A 20,558-nucleotide genomic window follows, 5' to 3' on the forward strand; every position below is an offset into this window, starting at 1 on the left:
CGGTCACTCTGCTAATGACCAGACCGCGCGCAGCAGCAGAACGGTTCGTGGCAGACATGCCAGATGCTCTGAGAGCGCGGGTCAATCCAATCTACAGCCCATTGTTGTCCATAGTGCCCGTGTCGCATTCAGACCCAATCACCGATGATGAAACGGCAATTTTTACCTCATCCTATGGAGTGCTCAACGCGCCCAAAGGTGCAGGGCGCAGAGCCTATTGCATCGGCACTGCAACAACAGAACGGGCAAAGCAGCACGGGTGGTTGGCACAAATGGCAGGCCACACAGCAGATGAAGTGGTCGCCACGCTGACCGAGCACCCGGTTGATCACAAACTGGTGCACATTCGCGGGCAACATACGCGCGGGAATGTAGTCGCCCGCCTACAGGCTGCGGGAAAACGGGTGCGTGACTGTGTTGTGTACGAGCAGCTTCTGCTCCGGTTGTCAGACGCAGCCCGCAACGCAATTTCGCGGGAAGAGTTGACCATTGTTCCCCTTTTCTCACCCAGAACCGCCGGGCAATTTGCCAGCGAGGTATCGCGCACCACATCCATCCATGTGGTCGCACTAAGCGATTCTGTTGCCGAGGCAGCCAAACCTGTGCACTCAAGCAGCGTTGCGGTGCGACCTGACGCCACGGCGATGTACGAAGCGATAGAGCAAGCCATTGGTGCGGGTTGAGGGGCGCGGGGGCGCAGGTTAGAGTTTAGCGCGGTGCAGAAACCGCACAGAAGAATCGGAAGGGGAATTCCTTGGCCAAACGCAAATTTCCGGAGAAGGGCCAAAAAGACGACCCCAAGGCCGAACCCCCCGTTGTGCCAGACCCAGACGCCACGGAACTGGACACCGCGGAACCGGTTCAAAATACGGTATCCGAAACCGATGACGCGCTGGCGCTTCCTGAAGAAGCGCGGGTCGACGAAGATGAGTTGGACGCTCAGGCCGTAGAGCCAGAGCCAGAGCCAGAGCCAGAGCCAGAGCCAGAGCCAGAGCCAGAGCCAGAGCCAGAGCCAGAGCCAGAGCCAGAGCCAGAGCCAGAAAGTGCTGCACCGCCCGCACCGACGCAACCCGCGCCTGAACAACGCAGCGTCGTTCCCATGATCTTTGCGGGGATCATTGCTGCATTGGCGGGGTTTATCGCGGCACGGTCCGACATCCTTGAACCGATCTTCCCTGGCCTTGTCACACAGGCAGGCGCAGACCCTGAGCTGGTTGAGCAGTTGAATGGAACCGTCGCAGATTTGACCGCGCGTCTCGACCAATCCACGGAACAGATTGCAACACTGACAGCCCAAGTCGAAACCCTGTCCCAAGCTGACGCGCCGACGGACCTGGGACCGCTGGAACAACAACTTGCTGCCTTGTCCGACCGCATTGATGGCATTGGGTCACAAACAGGCACGGCAACCGTTGTGCCGGATGAAGCGATCGACGCAGCCCTGTCGGACCTGCGCGCCACGGCATCTGCGCAACAGGCGGAAATCGACAGGCTTCTGGCTGATGCGAGGCTTGCCCGTGAAAACGCCGAAGCATCTGCCAGCGCGACATTGGCGCGTGCCGCGATCAATCGGGTCCTCGCTGCCGTTGACAATGGCGGGCCATTTGCGGCCGCGCTTGGCGATCTTGAACAGGCTGGGGTGTCCGACATTCCCGACGCGCTGCGTTCGGCGGCCACCGACGGGGTGCAGCCGTTGTCAGAGCTGCAGGCATCTGCGCCCGACGCGGCCCGCAACGCGCTGGCCGCAGCCCGCAACGCGGAAGAGGGCGGCGGGCTGGGCGCCTTCTTTGAGCGTCAGCTGGGCACTAGGTCGATTCTGCCAACCGAAGGATCAGACCCCGATGCTGTCCTGTCGCGCGTCGAGGCAGCCGTGCGGGATGGCCGCTTGAACGACGCATTGGCCGAAGCCGAAACATTGCCCGAAGCGGCACAAGAGGCGCTCGCGCCCTGGTTGGAACAGGCGCAACAGCGTCACGAGGCGGTCACCGCCGCAAACGCATTGGCGCAACGCCTGTCGGCACTCTGAAGGGGCCTTTCATGATCTGGTCATTGGTAAAAATCATTATTTTTGTTGTTGCGGTCGCTGCCCTCGCGCTTGGCGCTGGTTGGCTTCTGGAAACCGAAGGCGGCATCCAAATCGTGGTCGCGGGCAAAGAATATACGCTGGGACCGCTGCAATCTGTGATCGCATTGGTCGCATTGGTCATCGCTGTCTGGATCGGGTTAAAGCTGCTCGGCTTGCTTATCGCTACATGGCACTTCTTGAATGGCGACGACACGGCCTTGTCCCGTTACTTCGAACGGCGCAAATATGCGAAGGGTTATGATGCTCTGGCCGAGGGCATGATGGCCTTGGCCTCGGGCGAAGCGCGCACAGCGCTTGCCAAAGCGGAAAAGGCAGACCGCTATCTTGATCGTCCTGAACTCACCAGCCTGCTGACGGCACAAGCCGCTGAAATGGCAGGGGATCGGAAAAAGGCTGAAGAAACCTATCGCAAGCTGGTGGAAAACGATGCGACCCGCTTTGTCGGTGTACGCGGGATCATGAAGCAGAAACTGGCCGACGGAGACACCGATACCGCCCTCAAGTTGGCGGAAAAGGCCTTTGCGATCAAACCGAAACATGAAGAGACGCAAGACATCCTTCTCAAGCTTCAAGCAGAGAAAGAGGATTGGACAGGCGCGCGCGAAACACTGAGCGCCAAGTTGAAACATGGGTCATTGCCGCGCGATGTACATAAACGGCGCGATGCCGTGCTCGCCCTGAGCGAAGCCAAGAAAGTTCTGGGTCAGGACGAAACAATAGAGGCGCGCGAAGCCGCCATCGAAGCAAACCGCCTGTCGCCTGACCTGATCCCTGCCGCAGTCATGGCCGCGCATGGGTACATTGAAAAGGGTCAAAAGCGATACGCCACACGTATCCTCAAGAAGGCTTGGAATGCCCAGCCACATCCAGAACTTGCGGCCGCCTTTGCGGACATCGAGCCAGAAGAGGACGCAACCGCGCGTCTCAAGCGTTTTGCAGGTCTGACCAAATCCAATGCGGACCACCCGGAAGCACGCATGTTGCTGAGTGAACTGAACATCGCGGCCGAGGATTTCCCGGCCGCTCGGCGTGCCTTAGGTGATCTGTCCGAAAGCGATCCAACCACACGATCCTTGACGCTCATGGCCGCAATCGAACGAGGCGAAGGCGCAAGCGATGCGGTGGTGCAAGGCTGGCTTGCCCGTGCATTGACGGCACCCCGTGGACCGCAATGGGTGTGCGACAATTGCCATAACATTCACAACGAGTGGGCTCCCACATGTGGCAATTGCGGTGCCTTCGATACGCTTGCGTGGAAGCGCCCTCCGAACGCTGAACTCAGCTTGCCCGGCGGGACTGAAATGCTGCCGCTTCTGGTAGGCTCTTCTGCTGAAAAAAAAGACGGTGAAATTACAGTTGTAGACAATGAAAATGTGATTGAGGCAGAGGATTTAGGCAATCCAGCCACTCAAAACACATGATCTGGTGTGAGTTCCTATTGTCATCGGGCAACGTTTTCGGCAATTGACCGCCCGTGGCAGAGATTTCTTTGTGTTCCGCCGATGTTTCCGGCTAAACGTGCTCTGAATACGCTGCCGTTGTCGGCCCAGGGGGACATATTGTGCGACATCCAATTCGCTTCTTAGCGTCTTTGTTTTTTATTGCGGCGGTTTCCGCTTGTTCACTGCCCCGCGGTGCTGCCGTCGAAAGCGAAATTATTCGCAACCAGAATAATGAGGATGCGGCCTTTTCCGTCGTGCCCATCACACAGGAAAACGTGGCACAGCTTGCCACTTGGCCCGCTACAGGTTGGGCGGGGCACTACCATTGGTTCACCCGGAATCCCGGGCCCAAATCCAACGTCATCCGACCTGGCGACCAGATTGACCTGGTCATCTGGGACAACCAAGAAAACTCACTACTGACCGGCGATCTTCAACAGAATGTCGCACTGCCTGGCATTACAGTCTCACCAAATGGCATGATTTTTGTGCCTTATATCGATCAAGTGAACGTCGCCGGATCAACCCCCGACGCGGCCCGTCGGCAGATTGAGGACAAGCTGCGCGTTGTGATCCCTGACCCGCAGGTGCAGTTGGCCGTCGTGTCCGGTCCGGACAACTCGGTTGACGCTGTCCGAGGCTTCAATGCACCGGGCAACTACCCTTTGCCCAATCGCAATTATTCAATCCTTAGCCTGATTTCGACCGCCGGTGGCATCGCGCCATCTCTGCAGAACCCGCTGGTGCGCGTCATCCGCGGCGGCAACTCTTATGAAATCCGGGCCGGCGACTTGTTCGAAAAACCTTCGGCAAATGTCATCTTGCGCGGCGGTGATCAGATTATCGTGGAAGAGGATGAACGGTATTTCGTGGCCCTGGGCGCAACCGGTTCTGAGACCATCGTGCCATTCACCAAGGAACGCATCAACGCCATCGAAGCGCTGGCGCTTGTGGACGGCATCGATGATGGACGGGCAAACCCCAAAGGTGTGCTGATCCTGCGCGACTATACCCGCAAGGATTTACGGGCTGATGGTTCTGGACCCGAAAAGACACAAGTGGTGTTCGCGGTAGACCTCACTTCAGCGGACTCACTCTTTGCCGCACGCAAATTTGACGTGAACCCCGGCGACCTCGTGATGGCAACCGAAAGCTCGGTCACGTCAATCCGCACCGTGTTTGGCTTGGTTGGATCAATCGTCGGTGTCGGCAACGCACTCGACAACAACTAAAAAAGGGCCGCGCATCGCGCGACCCTTTTGCAAGCGACAGGGCGGGGAAATCCCCGCCCTTTTTTTGTTAGTAGCGATAGTGCTCGGGCTTGAACGGACCCTCGGGCTCAACACCGATATAGGCGGCCTGTTCGGGGTCCATTTGCGTCAGCTTCACACCAATACGGTCAAGATGAAGGCGCGCCACTTTCTCATCCAGATGCTTCGGCAGGATGTAGACCTCGTTCTTGTACTCGTCGCCCTTGGTCCACAGCTCGATCTGCGCCAGCACCTGGTTGGTGAAGGATGCCGACATCACAAAGGACGGGTGGCCCGTGGCGTTGCCAAGGTTCAGCAAGCGACCTTCGGACAGCAGAATGATGCGATTGCCGTTCGGCATCTCGATCATGTCCACCTGTTCCTTGATATTGGTCCACTTGTGGTTCTTCAGGCTGGCCACCTGAATTTCGTTGTCGAAGTGGCCGATGTTGCCGACGATGGCCATGTCCTTCATCTCGCGCATGTGCTCGATGCGGATCACATCCTTGTTGCCGGTTGTGGTGACAAAAATGTCTGCCATCCCTACCACGTCTTCCAGTGTAGTGACCTGGAAACCGTCCATGGCCGCCTGCAGCGCGCAGATCGGGTCCACTTCGGTCACGACCACGCGAGCACCGGCACCTGCAAGCGACGCAGCTGATCCTTTGCCCACGTCACCATAGCCCATCACAACAGCGGTCTTACCTGCCATCATAGTGTCCGTGGCGCGGCGAATGCCGTCCACCAGTGATTCCTTACAGCCATACTTGTTGTCGAATTTCGACTTGGTGACGCTGTCATTCACGTTGATAGCGGGGAAGGGCAGCTGCCCGTCACGCACCAGCTGGTACAAACGGTTCACACCGGTTGTGGTCTCTTCCGAGACACCCTTGATCTGGTCGCGCATCTTGGTGAACCAGCCGGGGCTTTGCTGCATTCGCTTGGCGATCTGCTTCTTGATCACCTCTTCCTCTTCCGAGGTTGGGACCGGAATGATGTCTTCGCCCGCCTCAGCACGTGCACCCAGCAGAACATACAGGGTCGCGTCACCGCCATCGTCCAGGATCATGTTTGGGCCATCAGGGAACTGGAACGACTTGTCCAGGTAGTCCCAGTGCTCTTCCAACGATTGCCCCTTGATCGCAAAGACAGGCGTGCCGCCTGCGGCGATCGCCGCCGCTGCGTGGTCCTGCGTAGAAAATATGTTGCACGATGCCCAGCGCACATTGGCCCCCAACTCCACCAGGGTTTCGATCAATACAGCGGTCTGGATTGTCATGTGCAGCGAACCGACGATGCGGGCACCGCTTAGCGGTTTGCTCTCGCCATACTCCGCACGACAGGCCATCAGCCCGGGCATTTCTGTTTCGGCAATATCCAGTTCCTTGCGGCCATACTCAGCCAGCGCAATATCCTTAACGACGTAATCCTTTGCCATCCGTTTTGTCCTTTCAAATCGGGTTGAACCGCAGATAGCATTGCGCCCCAAGATGGGCAATCACGGTCAGAGCGCGCGCAGCGTGGGAGAATGAAAGATTCCCCAGATAAGAGAAAAGTCGCCTACTCCGCAACCAGGCGTTGCCTGCCTGCCTTCAAGGAAACTGCAGCATTCACACGGATGCTTTCAAGCGACCCATCACTGCGCTAGGACAAGGCAACACCGGAGACTGAAATGCCCAAACAACCCCGTGCGTGGCAGCGCATGCTGTCGGGCCGCAGGCTGGACCTGCTGGACCCAACCCCCATGGATATCGAGATTGAGGACATCGCCCATGGTCTCGCTTTTGTTGCGCGCTGGAATGGGCAAACCGCAGGGGACTATGCCTATTCCGTGGCAGAACATTCTCTACTGGTTGAAACGCTTTTTGGACGCATCGCCCCCAATGCGCCTTCCAAGTGGCGGTTGGCCGCACTTTTGCATGACGCGCCTGAATACGTGATAGGCGACATGATCTCGCCCGTGAAAGCGGCGGTTGGTCCGGGGTACAAAGTGCTGGATGAACGGTTGGAAGCGGCGGTGCATATTCGGTTCGGCCTGCCGGCAAAAGTGCCACAAACGATCAAGCGGCAGATCAAGAAGGCCGACAGGATCAGCGCCTGGATGGAGGCCACCCAGATCGCCGGGTTTACCGAAGGAGAGGCCAGCAAGTTCTTTGGAAAGCCGGATCAGACCTTGATCGACGGGCTGCAAATCGTACTGCGCCCCCCCGTAGACACCCGCAACGCGTTCACTGCCCGTCACACAGAACTGCTTGAGAGCTGCACATGATCAACGTCCGTCCCGCCATCGCCCTTGATGCGCCATCCATGGCAGCCCTCCTGAACGCCATCATCGAAGAGGGCGGAACGACAGCTCTGACAACCAAGGTTTCAGGCGATGATCTGGCCGATTGGATGGCAGCGAATGATGGGCGCGCGGCATGGCATGTCGCCGTAAACGCGTCCGAACAGGTCGTGGGTTTCCAATGGATCGAAAGTGCCAACTACCTGCCGCCCGAAGCCGCCGAAATCGCCACCTTCGTACAGATGGGTCAGACCGGCCTTGGCATTGGGTCAAAATTGTTCGACGCAACGCGCAAGGCGGCCAAAGACATCGGCTATGTGTGGATCAACGCCAATATCCGCGCCGATAACGAAGGCGGGCTGATCTACTACCAGTCCCGCGGGTTTCAGGATTATGGTCGGATCGACGGGTACGAGATGGCAAACGGCCAGATCGTCGACAAGATTCTCAAGCGCTACGACCTCTGAATCCGTTAACGCTTCGTTACCCCCCCCTTGTACGGCGGGGGTGTACAGGGGGTGCACGCATGGTGCACGGGGGGTGATAAGCTGGAATCTGGTTTCAGATTTCAAAAAATCACAAGAGGTTGCCCGGCGCAAAAACGCACCGGTCAACCCTTCTCTGTTCCAAAAAATCCTCGGGGGTCTGGGGGTGGAAAACCCCCAGTCAAACACCTCAACGCGGCGAGCGTTTCGCCAGGATTCGCTGCAACGTCCGCCGGTGCATGTTCAACCGTCGCGCCGTCTCTGACACATTGCGATCACACAGTTCATAGACACGTTGGATATGCTCCCACCGCACCCGGTCTGCGCTCATCGGGTTCTCTGGTGGGGGTGGCAGATCATCGCCCTTCGCAAGCAGCGCGTTAGTGATATCCGTCGCATCGGCTGGCTTTGACAAATAGTCAGTCGCGCCGATCTTGACCGCCGCAACCGCTGTGGCAATTGCACCGTAACCGGTCAGAACCACAACACGCGCATCGGGTCGTTTGTCACGCAGCACCTCAACCACGTCGAGCCCATTGCCATCTTCAAGTCGAAGATCAACGACGGCATAGGCTGGTGGGCGCGCAGTCGCGATCGCTTTGCCCGCCGTCACACTCTCCGCTGTTTCGATCTCGAAACCACGCTTTTCCATAGCCTTGGCCAGACGTCGCAAAAACGGTTCGTCGTCATCAACCAGCAAGAGCGATTTATCCTCGCCCAGCTCCGGCAGTGCTGCATCCGGCATCAAATTCTCCAGTTCCCGCTTAATATTCTGGCTGCAGTGGAATATGGCCCGTGCGGTTCATGGGGTCAAATTATTCCCGGATATCAGGCGTTTTCAACAAAACAAGCAACACGGTCGGCCATTGTATCCGCACTCACGTCGCGGCGAAAAAACTCCACAAAACCATGCTCGGGCAACACAAGATAAGTGAACGTTGAATGATCAACGAGATAAAATTCATCCGACTTATCATGTGCTTTGTAGTATGTGCGGTATGTTTTGCTGGCCGCATCCGTTTGTTCCAGCGATCCCGTCAGGCCGATCATCTTCTCGTGCAAGTTATAGGCGAAGTCGCCGACAATCTCCGGTGTGTCCCGCTCGGGGTCAACGGTGATAAAGACTGGCGTCACCGAAATGCCGCGCTCGGCCAATACATCTACTGCCTCAGCGTTTCGCGCCGTGTCCAGCGGGCAAACATCCGGGCAGAAGGTATATCCAAAGTAAATCAGGCTTGGTTCCGTGATCACATCCTGATCCGTGACTGTTTGTCCCTCGGCATTGACCAGTTCAAACGGACCGCCGATTCCATTTTCGTCACCAGCAACCTGCGTCGCATTGCATTGAGCAAATGCGCTATCCTCGCTCCCACTCTGGCTGATCCACCAAATGCCTCCCATAAAAAGGGCAGCGACAATGGCGGCAACGGGTGCAATGATACGTGTCATATTCAGCCTCCGGGTTGAGTTGGTTCTTAGCTATCAATCCCGGACGCGAGTTCAAGAAACGAAGAAGTGACACAATGGCGCAACCTGACATTGGCCTGCTGACGGGACAGCAACGATCGAACTGGATTCGTTTGCGGACAATGATCCTTTTGCGCTGGGTCGCCATTGTTGGACAGCTTGTGGCACTGACAGTTGCGCAGCGTCTCTATGGCCTGCAACTTGAACTAGGCTTGTGTTACCTGGCTGTCGGTGTGTCTGTGATCGGCAACCTTATCGCGATCTTTATCTTTCCTGAAAACAAGCGGCTGAACGAGTTTCAGAACCTTCTGATGGTTCTGTTTGACGTTCTGCAGCTTGGCTTTTTGTTGTTCCTGACCGGTGGGCTGAACAACCCGTTCGCTCTCTTGCTTCTGGGTCCGGTTACTATCTCGGCTGCCGTTTTGACCACGCGGTCCACGTTACTGGTAGGTGCCACGGCCATCGTCATCGTAACCATCTTGTCCGACTATCATTTCCCGTTGCGCACCCAGAACGGGTTCATTCTTCGGATTCCGGATTTGTTCGTATTTGGCAACTGGATCGCCCTGGTCATCGCGATATGCTTCATCGGGCTTTATTCCCGTCGGGTCACGTCGGAAATCCATTCAATGGCAGATGCTCTGTCTGCCACGCAGCTGGCCCTGTCGCGCGAGCAAAAGCTCACCGACCTGGGCGGCGTAGTCGCTGCCGCCGCGCATGAGTTAGGAACGCCATTGGCGACAATCAAATTGACCAGCGCGGAATTGATCGAAGAATTGGACGATCGCCCGGAGTTGAAGGAAGACGCCGCGCTGATCAGAGAGCAAGCCGATCGTTGCCGCGATATTTTGCGTGACATGGGCCGTGCAGGCAAAGATGACTTGCACCTACGCCAAGCGCCGCTGATGACGGTTGTGCAGGAAGCCGCGGAACCGCACACACATCGTGGAAAGCTCGTACAATACACGCACGATCCGGCTGCGGGTGATGAAATCGACCAGCCCGCGATCTTGCGTAAACCGGAAATCATACATGGGTTGCGCAACCTGGTGCAAAACGCGGTCGACTTCGCCCGATCGACCGTGTGGATTGAAGCGCACTGGACAAACCAGCAGATCACCATTCGCATCATGGATGATGGCCGCGGATTCCCCCCTCAGCTTCTGGGCCGTATTGGCGATCCATTTGTCCGCCGCCGGAGATCGTCCACAGACCATGCCCAACGGCCAGAATACGAAGGGATGGGCCTTGGCCTGTTCATCGCCAAAACGTTGCTGGAACGGTCAGGCGCGGAATTGACCTTTGCCAATGGGGCCGATCCTTATGCCACGTGGGAACAGCGGGAAAACCATATTGGCGCCATCGTTGAAGTTGTTTGGCCCAGAGAAAAAGTGGATGCACGGAGCGGTGAAAATGCAGTGTCCTTGGGCCGAAATGAACAAATCAGGGTATGAAACCACCTTGTGTTAAGGCGGCGTTAACCCTCTGCGCCAAATAGTTCCGTGGGTCAGGGAAGGGTCGTGCAATGGCACTGTTGGAAGTGGTCGTGATTTTCGGTTCGGCTGTGTGTGCAGTGACCGCGGGCATTTTCTATCTTGGCCGCGCACCCATACATAGCACCGTTCATGCCATGGACCCCGAGACAGAGGGGCTTTCTTTCTTGTTTGATGGCGTCGATCTGGAACACGCTTCACAGCATGCTGAAGCAGCGCTGAAGCGCGAGCAGGGGGCAACAGATTGGCAGGCCCTGAAAGCTGGGCTGAGTTCAAGGTTTCCCGGCCTACCTGATGCTGACGATATCCAGTCCGTTGAAACACTGACCCTACAAGCAGCACGCAAGGATGACGGTGCTGTTTTGCGCCTTCATCGGGAGGCGGGTATGACTCGTGTTGAGATTGAGGACCAAGCTGACGATGATCCCAACACAAAGCACACAATCCAGTCACTGGAAGCTGAACTGGAAAAACTACGTCTGGCCGCAACGGCCGCGCCATATCCGATCTGGCTGGCTGACGACACCGGGTCAATCATGTGGCGAAACGCGGCGTATGAGGCGCTCGAAAGGGCGGCCAAGCGTAGTGATGCAGGTGCTCATAGCACATCCGCAATATTTCAGTTCAATCCGGACGATCTATCAGGCAAATCCTCGGTCCGGGTGCCGGTTCAGATTGATGGGAATGGAACACCTGAGTGGTACAGCGTGACAACCACGCAAGCTGGGAATGCGACTGCGTATCATGCGGTGGACATCAACGCTGTCATTCAGGCCGAGGTAGCACAACGCAACTTTGTTCAGACGCTGGCCAAGACATTTGCACAATTGTCCATCGGATTGGCGATTTTTGATCGCAATTGCCAATTGGCTTTGTTCAACCCCGCCCTTGTCGACCTGACCTCGCTGCCAGCAGAGTTCCTGAGTGGGCGCCCCGATATGCTGTCGTTTTTTGATAGGCTGAGGGACAACCGTGTGATGCCGGAGCCCAAAAATTATGGGTCATGGCGGCAGGAAATTTCCGAGATGATCAATGCCGCTTCGCATGGCAGTTATCACGAAACATGGACACTGGACACCGGCCATACGTACCGGGTGACCGGACGGCCTCATCCAGATGGTGCCATCGCCTTTTTGATCGAGGACATCACCGCCGAAATCTCGTTGACCCGCAACTTCCGTGCAGAGCTTGAGCTGGGTCAGTCGCTGATGGACACACTTGAGGATGCGTTGGTTGTGTTTTCGTCAGCCGGTGTTCTGACTTTCTGCAATGCTGCCTATCGGGATATGTGGAAACTGGACCCAGACAGCAGCTTTGCCGATGTCACAATCGTGGATTGCCTGCAAGCTTGGCAGGAGCGATGTAATCCTGACCCGGCTTGGGGCGACATGCGCGACTTCGTCATGAAGTTGGGAGAGCGCGCGCCTTGGGAGGCTGAGGTACAGCATAAGGACGCGGGCGCAATCCGTGCGCAAATCTCTCCCATCGTGTCGGGCGCCACCGTGATCCGATTTTCAGAGTTGGTTAATCAGCCTGCCGCCACGGATACTGTGTCTTCCTGACCATTCATGCTTGCGGCGCACAAGGATGCCGGTAGGTTGACGGGATGACGTCTGCCGCCCTCACCTTGCATTGGCCAACTGCTGCAGAAACCACACGTGCCGGAACGACACTTGGACCCTGTCTGCGCGCGGGCGATGTGGTGTTGCTGGAAGGTGATGTGGGCGCTGGCAAAACCCAGTTTGCACGTGCGCTTATTCAGTCGGTTCTTCTGGAACCTGAAGACGTGCCATCGCCCACCTTCACATTGGTGCAGGTTTACGAAACTGAAAACGGCACGCTTTGGCACGCGGATCTGTATCGCATATCTGCAGATACCGAGATAGATGAGTTGGGCCTGTCGGAGGCTTTTGAAGATGCGATTTGCCTGGTTGAATGGCCGGATCGATTGGGTCCTTTGACACCCGAATCTGCTTTGACCATTAAGATGAAACCGGATGGAGCAGGCCGGTCAGCAACCCTGCATTGGACCGATCCACGTTGGCCGGATCGATTGGAACAGGTTGTGGCCAATGCTTGACCGCGCGCACCTGAGAACAGCTTTCATCGGCCGTTTGGGTTGGGCCGCAGCCACATCTGAGCTGGTCGCCGGGGATGCATCAAACCGAAGGTATGATCGTCTCACCATGGATGGTGACACGCGCATCTTAATGGATGCTCCGCCGCATAAGGGTGAGGATGTTCGTCCGTTCGTAAAAATCACAAACTACCTGAGAAGCGTTGGTCTTTCAGCGCCGCGCATCTATGGTAACGACGCCACGCACGGTTTCCTGCTTATCGAAGACCTGGGTGATGACTTGTTTGCCCGGCTGATCGCTGCGGACAAGGCCCGCGAAACGTCATTGTATGAAGCTGCGATTGACGTGCTGCTGCATTTGCACAGCGCACAACCGCCAGATCTGGCACGTTATGATGCGCGGTTTATGACCGATGTCGCCTGTTTGAGTTTTGACTGGTACCAGCGCGGCGCCATTGGATCAATCGATGCAGACGCACGCGCCGCGTTCGATACAGCGATGTGCGCGGCCCTCGAACCTTTGGAATCTGAAGAACCCGTGCTGGTGCAACGGGACTACCACGCCGAAAACATGATCTGGCTGCCCGACCGTGAAGGCGTGAAACATATTGGCCTTCTGGATTATCAGGACGCGATGCTGGGCCATCCTGCCTATGATCTGGTTTCGGTACTGCAAGACGCGCGCCGCGACGTGTCACCGGAAGTACAAAGCAGGATGTTGGACAGATATGTTACAGCGGCATCCGTCGACCCGACAGCTTTCCATGATGCTTACGCCTTGCTGGGATTGCAACGTAACTTGCGTATTCTGGGCGTCTTTGCACGGCTTTCACTTGCCCGTGGCAAACCACACTATATTGATCTGATCCCACGGGTCTGGGGCCATATCGAAACCGGCCTGTCACACCCGATCGCGGGTGACTTGGCACCTATCATTCGGAAGGCATTGCCAGCGCCAACCCCCAACATCCTGCAAAGCCTCAAAGACCAATGTCAGACGATTCCCCAGCCGTGATGATTTTTGCGGCCGGGTTTGGGACGCGAATGAAGCATCTGACCCGGTCACAGCCCAAACCGATGATCTCCGTTGCGGGCAAGCCGTTGATTGATCATGCGCTCGATCTTGCGAACGCTGTCCAACCGCAACGGGTGGTCATCAACCTTCACTATTTGCCGGCCGTATTGGAGGCGCATCTCGATGATCGACCCGTTACCACGTTGCGTGAACATCCCGACATACTTGAAACGGGTGGGGGATTGCGCAACGCCTTACCCCTCCTGAAGAGTAATCCTGTTCTGACGTTAAATCCCGACGCTGTATGGGCCGGGCCAAACCCATTGCGCTTGTTGCTGGACACCTGGGACCCGATAAGGATGGACGCACTTTTGACATGTGTGCCGCTCTCAAGGGTCCACGGCCGGGACAGCCGAGGAGATTTTCACCTGGACAAAGATGGCCGCCTACATCGCGGCGGTGACATGGTCTATGGTGGTGCGCAACTTATGAAGACAGAATTGCTGAACAATGTTGAGGACAATGCGTTTTCACTCAACGTTCCATGGAGCATGATGGCAGAACGGGGACGCCTTTTTGGTTTGCCCTATCCAGGTCACTGGTGTGATGTGGGCCACCCCGCAGGGATAGTGATCGCTGAAAATATGCTGCGGAACCACAATGTTTGATCCGGTGGAGCCGTACCGACTGTTCGGATGCGCCCCCGGCGTCGACTTTCCCCGTGCCGTCATGCGTGGGCTCGAAGAGCGGTTGAATGATGCGCCGCCCGAAGCGTGGGCGCGCGTGACGTTGCTGGTCAACACAACACGGATGGCAAGACGTCTGCGCACGTTGTTTGATGAGGGGCCTGCGCGATTGCTGCCACGCATTCGCATGATCACCCAACTGGACGAGTTGTTGCCCGATACACCTTTGCCTGCCGCCGCTCCGCCTTTGCGACGCCGGCTTGAACTGGCGACGCTGATACAGAATCTGATCGAACACCAACCTGACCTTGCGCCCGACGCCGGACCCTTTGATCTTGCCGACAGTCTGGCCACCCTCATGGACGAGATGCAGGGCGAAGGCGTAAGTGCCGCTGATATCGCGCGTCTGGATGTGTCGGATCAGTCTGGGCATTGGGCCCGGGCGCAACAGTTCATCGCCATTGCGCAGGACTACATCGACGCCAGCAGCAGCGCGCCAGACCCCGAAGCCCGACAGCGCAAAACGGTTCTCCGGTTGGCAGATCACTGGCGAAACGCACCGCACGCCGATCCCATGATTGTTGTCGGTTCGACCGGTTCTCGTGGCACGACCCTGTTGCTCATGAAGGCCGTGGCCGCGCTTCCACAGGGCGCAGTTCTGTTGCCTGGTTTTGATGACCAAATGCCTGACGATGTCTGGAAGGCACTGGATCAAGACCAAACTGCCGAAGATCATCCGCAATTCCGCTTCCTGAAACTCTGCCGCGCGCTCGATCTGCATCCGTCGGACGTCAAGCCTTGGACGTTGTTGCCTCCTCCCTCGGCGTCTCGCAACGCGCTCGTGTCTTTGGCGCTGCGCCCAGCGCCGGTGACCGACGCATGGCGGGAGGAAGGGCCAAAACTGACCGAGCTTGGCCGCGCCACGGACGCTATCACGCTTGTCGAGGCGGACACCCCACGCGCCGAAGCCATCGCCATCGCAATGCGCTTGCGTCAGGCGGCCGAAACTGGAGAAAAAGCGGCCCTCATAACACCAGATCGCATGCTGACGCGACAAGTTACCGCGGCACTGGACCGCTGGGACATTTTGCCAGATGACAGTGCCGGCACACCGCTACACCTGTCCCCGCCGGGACGGTTCTTGCGTCATGTCGCGGGTCTGTTCCAATCTCCATTGGACGCCGAAGCATTGCTGACCCTTCTTAAGCATCCGCTGTCGCATTCAGGCGCCGATCGAAACCTGCACCAGTTGAACACGCAAAGACTGGAACTGCGGATTCGAAAGGATGGGCTGCCCTATCCGAACGCAGACAGCTTGGTGCGCTGCGCTCTGAAAGCCGCCAAGCAAGTAGAAGAAATCGAGCCTTGGGCGGCATGGATCAGCAACCTTCTATGCGCGCGAGACTCTAGCGGAACACAGACACTTGAGGCATGGGTTTCGCTGCATCGTACGCTTGCTGAAACGCTGGCACAGGGTCCAAACGGTGCAGATGCCGGCGAGCTTTGGCAAAAGAAAGCTGGTCAGGCAGCACGAAGCGTGATGGATGGTTTGGTCGAACACGCCAGCTTCGGCGGTGAAATGTCTGCCCGTGACTACGCCGGTTTGGTCGACACAGCCTTACGCCAAGGCGAGGATGTAAGGGATCGCGACATGCCTCACCCGAACATCATGATTTGGGGCACGCTCGAAGCGCGCGTCCAAGGGGCTGACTTTGTCATTCTGGCGGGTTTGAACGATGGTACATGGCCCGAACCGCCGACACCTGATCCGTGGCTGAACCGAAAGCTGCGTTTTGATGCGGGTCTGTTGCTGCCCGAACGGCGCATTGGCCTATCCGCACACGATTTTCAACAAGCGATCGCAGCCCCAAGTGTTTGGCTGACCCGGTCCATCCGAACAGACGATGCGGAAACCGTCCCATCGCGCTGGGTGAACAGACTACGCAATCTTCTGCAAGGATTGGCAGGACAAGGACAACCCGATCACTGGGACGCGATGAAATCCCGGGGCGCGCACTGGCTGGCCCTGTCTCGAGAGCTCGAAAAGACCGAAGAAACGCCAAAGGCACAGCGCCCCTCACCTTGCCCACCGGTGTCTGCCCGTCCTCGCCGATTCACCGTGACGGAAATCCAGACACTGATCCGCGATCCGTACGCCATATACGCAAAGCATGTGCTGCGCCTGCGGGTGCTGCGGCCCTTGGTACAAACACCGGATGCGCTGTTGCGTGGCATTCTTTCCCATGACGTGATGGAACGCTTCGTGCGCGAGACTCTGACTGACAAAACGGCTTTGACCGTTGATGCGCTCATGGCACATGCCCGCGAAGTATTGAATCGGGACGTCCCTTGGCCTGCCGCCCGTGCGCTTTGGCTGGCACGGTTTGGGCGGGCAGCCGAATGGCTTGTTGAGACCGAGAGGGTGCGGCAGTCCATCGCAACGCCTACATTGTTCGAGAATGAGGCGATTGGAAAACTCACCCTGCAAGCAATCAGGACCGAGTTGGAAGGGCGCGCGGATCGGATTGATATGGATGATACGGGGTCGGTCCTTTTGTATGACTACAAAACCGGTGCGCCTCCGACAAAGGACCAGCAAAAGCATTTCGACAAGCAGTTGTTAATCGAAGCGGCAATGGTCGAGGAAGGCGGCTTCCAATCGCTTGGCCCATGCCCCGTGAGGGCAGCGCAATTCATCGGGATGGGCAACAATCCCAAAACCGAAGACGCGCCACTGGATGTTGAGACACCACGCCAAATCCTTGCCGAACTCGTCGGGCTATTGGGTGCGTATCTTGAGGGTGACAAAGGCTACACCTCGCGTCGCGCGCTCTACGAGGATCGCGAGGTACGCGACTATGACCAACTCGCGCGCTTTGGTGAGTGGGATGTGACGCAAGAACCGGCACCAGAGGTGCTTACATGACGGCAATGGCAAACGAAGCCACCCGCCGTCAGCAGGAAGCGGCACAGCCCATGCAATCCACATGGCTGTCGGCCAATGCGGGATCGGGCAAGACGCGCGTTTTGACCGACCGCGTCGCGCGCTTGTTGCTGGAAGACGTGAAGCCGCAGAACATCTTGTGTTTGACGTACACCAAGGCGGCCGCATCCGAGATGCAGAACCGGTTGTTTCAGCGTTTGGGTGCGTGGGCCATGCTGGACGACAAGGCGTTACGATCGGAGTTGGCAGAGTTGGGTTTGGCGCACATCCCCAATGCGCAAGAGTTGAGCCACGCACGTACCCTTTTCGCAATGGCAATCGAAACACCCGGTGGGTTGAAAATTCAGACGATTCACTCGTTCTGTGCGTCTCTACTAAGGCGCTTTCCGCTCGAAGCAGGGGTGAGCCCGCAATTCACAGAGATTGAAGATCGCGCCGCTGACCTTTTACGAGCGGAGCTTGTGGATCAGATGGCCGATGGTGAAGACGCTGACCTGCTTGTCCGGCTGGCCGCACAGTACAAGGGTGAAGATTTTCTTTCGCTCACCAAGGAAATCGCAGGCAAGGCGGCGAAGTTCGACGATCTTACGACTGGGGAAACGCTTTCTTTGCTTGGACAACCCGGTGATCTGACACGCGACAGTATTGTCGATGCCACATTTGCCCCCGGCGATTGGGAGATGTTGCAGGACCTGTTGCCGATTCTGGCAACGCAAGGTGTGACTGACCAAGCTGTTGGTGAAACGTTGAAGGAAATTGTTGCCCTCGACACCGAAAGCCTTTCGATTGCGGAGGCTGCGTTTCTGACCCAAGCCGGAACCCGAAAGAAACGCTTTCCCACGAAGTCGACACAACAACGGGCCGCACATCTTCTGCCGCAGCTTGAGGCCCTGATTGAACGGGTCGAAGCGGCCCGCGAGGCGCGCCTGGCCCTTGATGCGACTGAACACACCGTCGCCCTGCACCAGTTCGCTCGGCGATTTTCCCAACGCTACAGCGATGCAAAACAGCGCCGCGGCTGGTTGGATTTCGATGATCTGATCCAGAAAGCGCAGCAACTGCTGAGCGACGACAGGGTGGCAGCGTGGGTTCTGTATCGGCTCGACGGCGGTATCGATCACATCCTCGTGGACGAGGCACAGGATACCAGTCCGACGCAATGGGACGTGATCCGGCGACTTGCGGAAGAGTTTTCGAGCGGCGAGGGTGCGCGGGCAGATGTGACCCGCACGATCTTTGTTGTGGGGGACAAGAAGCAATCAATCTATTCCTTCCAAGGCGCTGACCCGCGCGAGTTTGACCGGATGCAATCAGAATTCGGCTCCAAACTGGCGGAATCGGATCAGAAACTGTGGGGTAGAAGCCTCGATTTTTCGTTCCGGTCATCGCCTGCGATCCTGGATTTGGTTGACAAGGTCTTTGAAACCGAAAAGGGTGCCGGTTTCGGCGATGGTCAGCATATTGCTTTCAGCGCTGATCTGCCTGGGCGCGTCGACTTGTGGCCCTTGGTACCAAAACCGGAAAAGACATCAGAACGGGAATGGTATGATCCCGTGGACCGGCGCAGCCCCGAACACCAGTTTCGAACGCTGGCGATGGCAGTCGCTGGGCAAATCAAGCAAATGCTGAATGAAGGCACGTTGATTCCGGACAAAGGCGGGCCAAGGCCAGTGCAGCCACGGGATTTTCTGATCCTTGTTCAACGACGTGGCGGCATCTTTCCCGATATCATCCGCGCGTGCAAAGAACTTGAGCTCCCCATCGCCGGAGCGGATCGCCTCAAGGTAGGGGCGGAAACCGCTGTGCGTGACCTTGGCGCACTTCTGTCGTTTCTTGCTACACCAGAGGACAGCTTGTCTCTGGCGACTGCACTCCGATCCCCTCTATTCGGGTGGTCCGAGCAAGATCTGTACACCCTCGCGCATCACCGAACCGAGGATGAATTATGGCGCAGTTTGCGCACAAAAACTGACGCCTACCCCGAAACGGTTTCGGTTCTGAGGGACTTGCGCGACAATGTCGACTTTTTGCGTCCGTATGATCTGATCGAACGGATGCTGACCCGGCATCGTGGGCGTCAGCGGATGCTAGCACGGCTTGGTACTGAAGCTGAGGATGGGATAAATGCGCTTCTGTCTCAGGCGCTATCCTACGAACGCAGCGAAGTGCCCAGCCTGACCGGCTTCCTGACCTGGATGGAAACAGACGACCTTGAGGTCAAACGTCAGATCGACAGCGCATCGAACCAGATCAGAGTGATGACGGTGCACGGATCAAAGGGCCTTGAAGCCCCTATCGTGATCCTTCCCGAATGCGGAAAACGCGACTTTCAAGTCCGCAACACTGTCATCGACATCGATGGCACGCCGGTTTGGAAGATGCCATCGGCCATGCTGCCGGCACGGATGATAACCCGACTGGACGATATGAAGGCCGCTCAACGGAAAGAATCGCTGAGATTGCTTTATGTAGCTCTAACACGAGCAGAAAAGTGGTTGATCGTGGGCGCATCCGGTGAGCTCGAAAGAAACGGTGATGATTGGCATCAACGTGTTCAGGCTGGCATGGAGGCAAACAAAGCAGCGCCGCTGGACACACCGGTGGGTTCGGGTTTGCGTTTGCAACATGGTGATTGGGCGTTTTCGGCCAAGGGCACGGACGGGACAGAAACCGAAGTCGCTACGCCCCTTCCGGGCATTTTCAAGTCCATAGCGCCGAGTCCAACCACTCTGCAGGAAACGTTGTCGCCCTCAGACTTGGGTGGTGCCAAAGCATTGCCGGGAGACGGGGTTGACGAAAACACTGCGAAAGCCTTCGGAACACTGGTCCACGCGCTTCTTGAGTCAACGGAGACAGGTGCGCGCGCATTGCACGAAGCTGACCTGCAAGATGACCTAAAGGCACAAGCAGTTGCGCAAGCACGCCGCATTCAAGCTGATCCTGCACTTTCATGGATTTTCGCTGAGAACATACTGGCCGAGGTACCGATAACGGCGCAGCTTGGTACACGCCGAATGCACGGAACGATCGACCGACTGCACTTAAATGCCAAGACGGTGCACATAGTGGATTTTAAGACAAATCGAGTCGTGCCGGAAAAGCCGGAACAAACGCCGGAAGGTGTTTTGCGCCAGATGGGTGCCTATGCCCATGCAATGGCTCAGATTTATCCGGATCGCGAAGTGGAATTAAGCATTCTATGGACACATACAGGGGTGCTGATGGCCATTCCGCACGATATCGTGACGTCCGCGCTGGAAAGCACGCCATATCTTGACGATGTTGTGGGGGGTACCTAGGTTGCCAGCCTACGCTTGAGCCTGGCAGGA

16 protein-coding genes are annotated in these 20,558 nt (G+C 57.2%); 13 read left to right on the plus strand and 3 right to left on the minus strand.

Annotated elements, in window-relative coordinates:
* Positions 1-14 precede the first annotated feature (14 nt).
* The 4 genes from IE087_RS01705 (at position 15) to IE087_RS01720 (ending at position 4,760) form a co-directional block, all read left to right on the plus strand.
* Positions 15-683: a uroporphyrinogen-III synthase gene (locus IE087_RS01705; protein ID WP_189367194.1), complete on the plus strand. Its 669-nt coding sequence runs from the start codon at positions 15-17 to the stop codon at positions 681-683.
* A 71-nt stretch (positions 684-754) separates the two neighbouring features.
* Entirely contained in the window at positions 755-2,026 is a 1,272-nt protein-coding gene (locus tag IE087_RS01710) for a COG4223 family protein (RefSeq protein WP_189367195.1), read from the plus strand.
* 11 nt (positions 2,027-2,037) lie between these two features.
* Positions 2,038-3,507, plus strand: a complete 1,470-nt coding sequence (locus tag IE087_RS01715; protein ID WP_189367196.1) for a heme biosynthesis protein HemY — start codon at positions 2,038-2,040, stop codon at positions 3,505-3,507.
* A 275-nt stretch (positions 3,508-3,782) separates the two neighbouring features.
* Positions 3,783-4,760 carry a polysaccharide biosynthesis/export family protein gene (locus IE087_RS01720; protein ID WP_229801226.1) on the plus strand — a complete coding sequence of 326 codons (978 nt, stop codon included), beginning with the start codon at positions 3,783-3,785 and terminating at the stop codon, positions 4,758-4,760.
* 67 nt (positions 4,761-4,827) lie between these two features.
* Here the strand turns inward: IE087_RS01720 and ahcY are convergent, their stop codons facing one another.
* On the minus strand, positions 4,828-6,216 hold the full coding sequence (gene ahcY / locus IE087_RS01725) for an adenosylhomocysteinase (protein WP_189367197.1): 1,389 nt from the start codon (positions 6,214-6,216) through the stop codon (positions 4,828-4,830).
* Positions 6,217-6,450: 234 nt separating this feature from the next.
* Here ahcY and IE087_RS01730 point away from each other — a divergent pair, with 234 nt between their 5' ends.
* Both IE087_RS01730 and IE087_RS01735 read left to right on the plus strand, forming a co-directional pair.
* Positions 6,451-7,047 (plus strand): HD domain-containing protein, encoded by a 597-nt coding sequence (locus IE087_RS01730; protein WP_189367198.1) that lies wholly within the window; start codon positions 6,451-6,453, stop codon positions 7,045-7,047.
* Entirely contained in the window at positions 7,044-7,529 is a 486-nt protein-coding gene (locus IE087_RS01735) for a GNAT family N-acetyltransferase (RefSeq protein ID WP_189367199.1), read from the plus strand. The genes IE087_RS01730 and IE087_RS01735 overlap by 4 nt, the downstream gene beginning before the upstream one ends.
* Before the next feature lie 208 nt (positions 7,530-7,737).
* Here IE087_RS01735 and IE087_RS01740 read toward each other — a convergent pair whose 3' ends face one another.
* Complete coding sequence (locus tag IE087_RS01740; RefSeq protein WP_189367200.1) at positions 7,738-8,292, minus strand: ActR/PrrA/RegA family redox response regulator transcription factor; 555 nt, start codon at positions 8,290-8,292, stop codon at positions 7,738-7,740.
* A gap of 83 nt (positions 8,293-8,375) precedes the next feature.
* Positions 8,376-8,996 carry an SCO family protein gene (locus IE087_RS01745; RefSeq protein ID WP_189367201.1) on the minus strand — a complete coding sequence of 207 codons (621 nt, stop codon included), beginning with the start codon at positions 8,994-8,996 and terminating at the stop codon, positions 8,376-8,378.
* A gap of 74 nt (positions 8,997-9,070) precedes the next feature.
* On the opposite strand from IE087_RS01745, the gene regB reads away from it, so the two are divergent.
* From regB to addA, 7 genes are all read left to right on the plus strand, one after another.
* Complete coding sequence (gene regB, locus IE087_RS01750; protein WP_189367202.1) at positions 9,071-10,468, plus strand: sensor histidine kinase RegB; 1,398 nt, start codon at positions 9,071-9,073, stop codon at positions 10,466-10,468.
* 71 nt (positions 10,469-10,539) lie between these two features.
* Positions 10,540-12,069: a PAS-domain containing protein gene (locus IE087_RS01755; RefSeq protein ID WP_189367203.1), complete on the plus strand. Its 1,530-nt coding sequence runs from the start codon at positions 10,540-10,542 to the stop codon at positions 12,067-12,069.
* Between the two features lie 44 nt (positions 12,070-12,113).
* Positions 12,114-12,587 carry a tRNA (adenosine(37)-N6)-threonylcarbamoyltransferase complex ATPase subunit type 1 TsaE gene (gene tsaE / locus IE087_RS01760; protein WP_189367204.1) on the plus strand — a complete coding sequence of 158 codons (474 nt, stop codon included), beginning with the start codon at positions 12,114-12,116 and terminating at the stop codon, positions 12,585-12,587.
* Positions 12,580-13,599 (plus strand): aminoglycoside phosphotransferase family protein, encoded by a 1,020-nt coding sequence (locus tag IE087_RS01765; protein ID WP_189367205.1) that lies wholly within the window; start codon positions 12,580-12,582, stop codon positions 13,597-13,599. The genes tsaE and IE087_RS01765 overlap by 8 nt, the downstream gene beginning before the upstream one ends.
* Positions 13,575-14,267, plus strand: a complete 693-nt coding sequence (locus IE087_RS01770; protein WP_229801227.1) for a nucleotidyltransferase family protein — start codon at positions 13,575-13,577, stop codon at positions 14,265-14,267. Before IE087_RS01765 ends, IE087_RS01770 begins: the two co-directional genes overlap by 25 nt.
* Complete coding sequence (addB, locus tag IE087_RS01775; protein WP_189367206.1) at positions 14,260-17,211, plus strand: double-strand break repair protein AddB; 2,952 nt, start codon at positions 14,260-14,262, stop codon at positions 17,209-17,211. Before IE087_RS01770 ends, addB begins: the two co-directional genes overlap by 8 nt.
* Positions 17,208-20,528 carry a double-strand break repair helicase AddA gene (addA, locus tag IE087_RS01780; RefSeq protein WP_189367207.1) on the plus strand — a complete coding sequence of 1,107 codons (3,321 nt, stop codon included), beginning with the start codon at positions 17,208-17,210 and terminating at the stop codon, positions 20,526-20,528. The genes addB and addA overlap by 4 nt, the downstream gene beginning before the upstream one ends.
* Positions 20,529-20,558: the final 30 nt, after the last annotated feature.

The organism is Tateyamaria omphalii (assembly GCF_014651375.1).
GTDB lineage: Bacteria > Pseudomonadota > Alphaproteobacteria > Rhodobacterales > Rhodobacteraceae > Tateyamaria > Tateyamaria omphalii.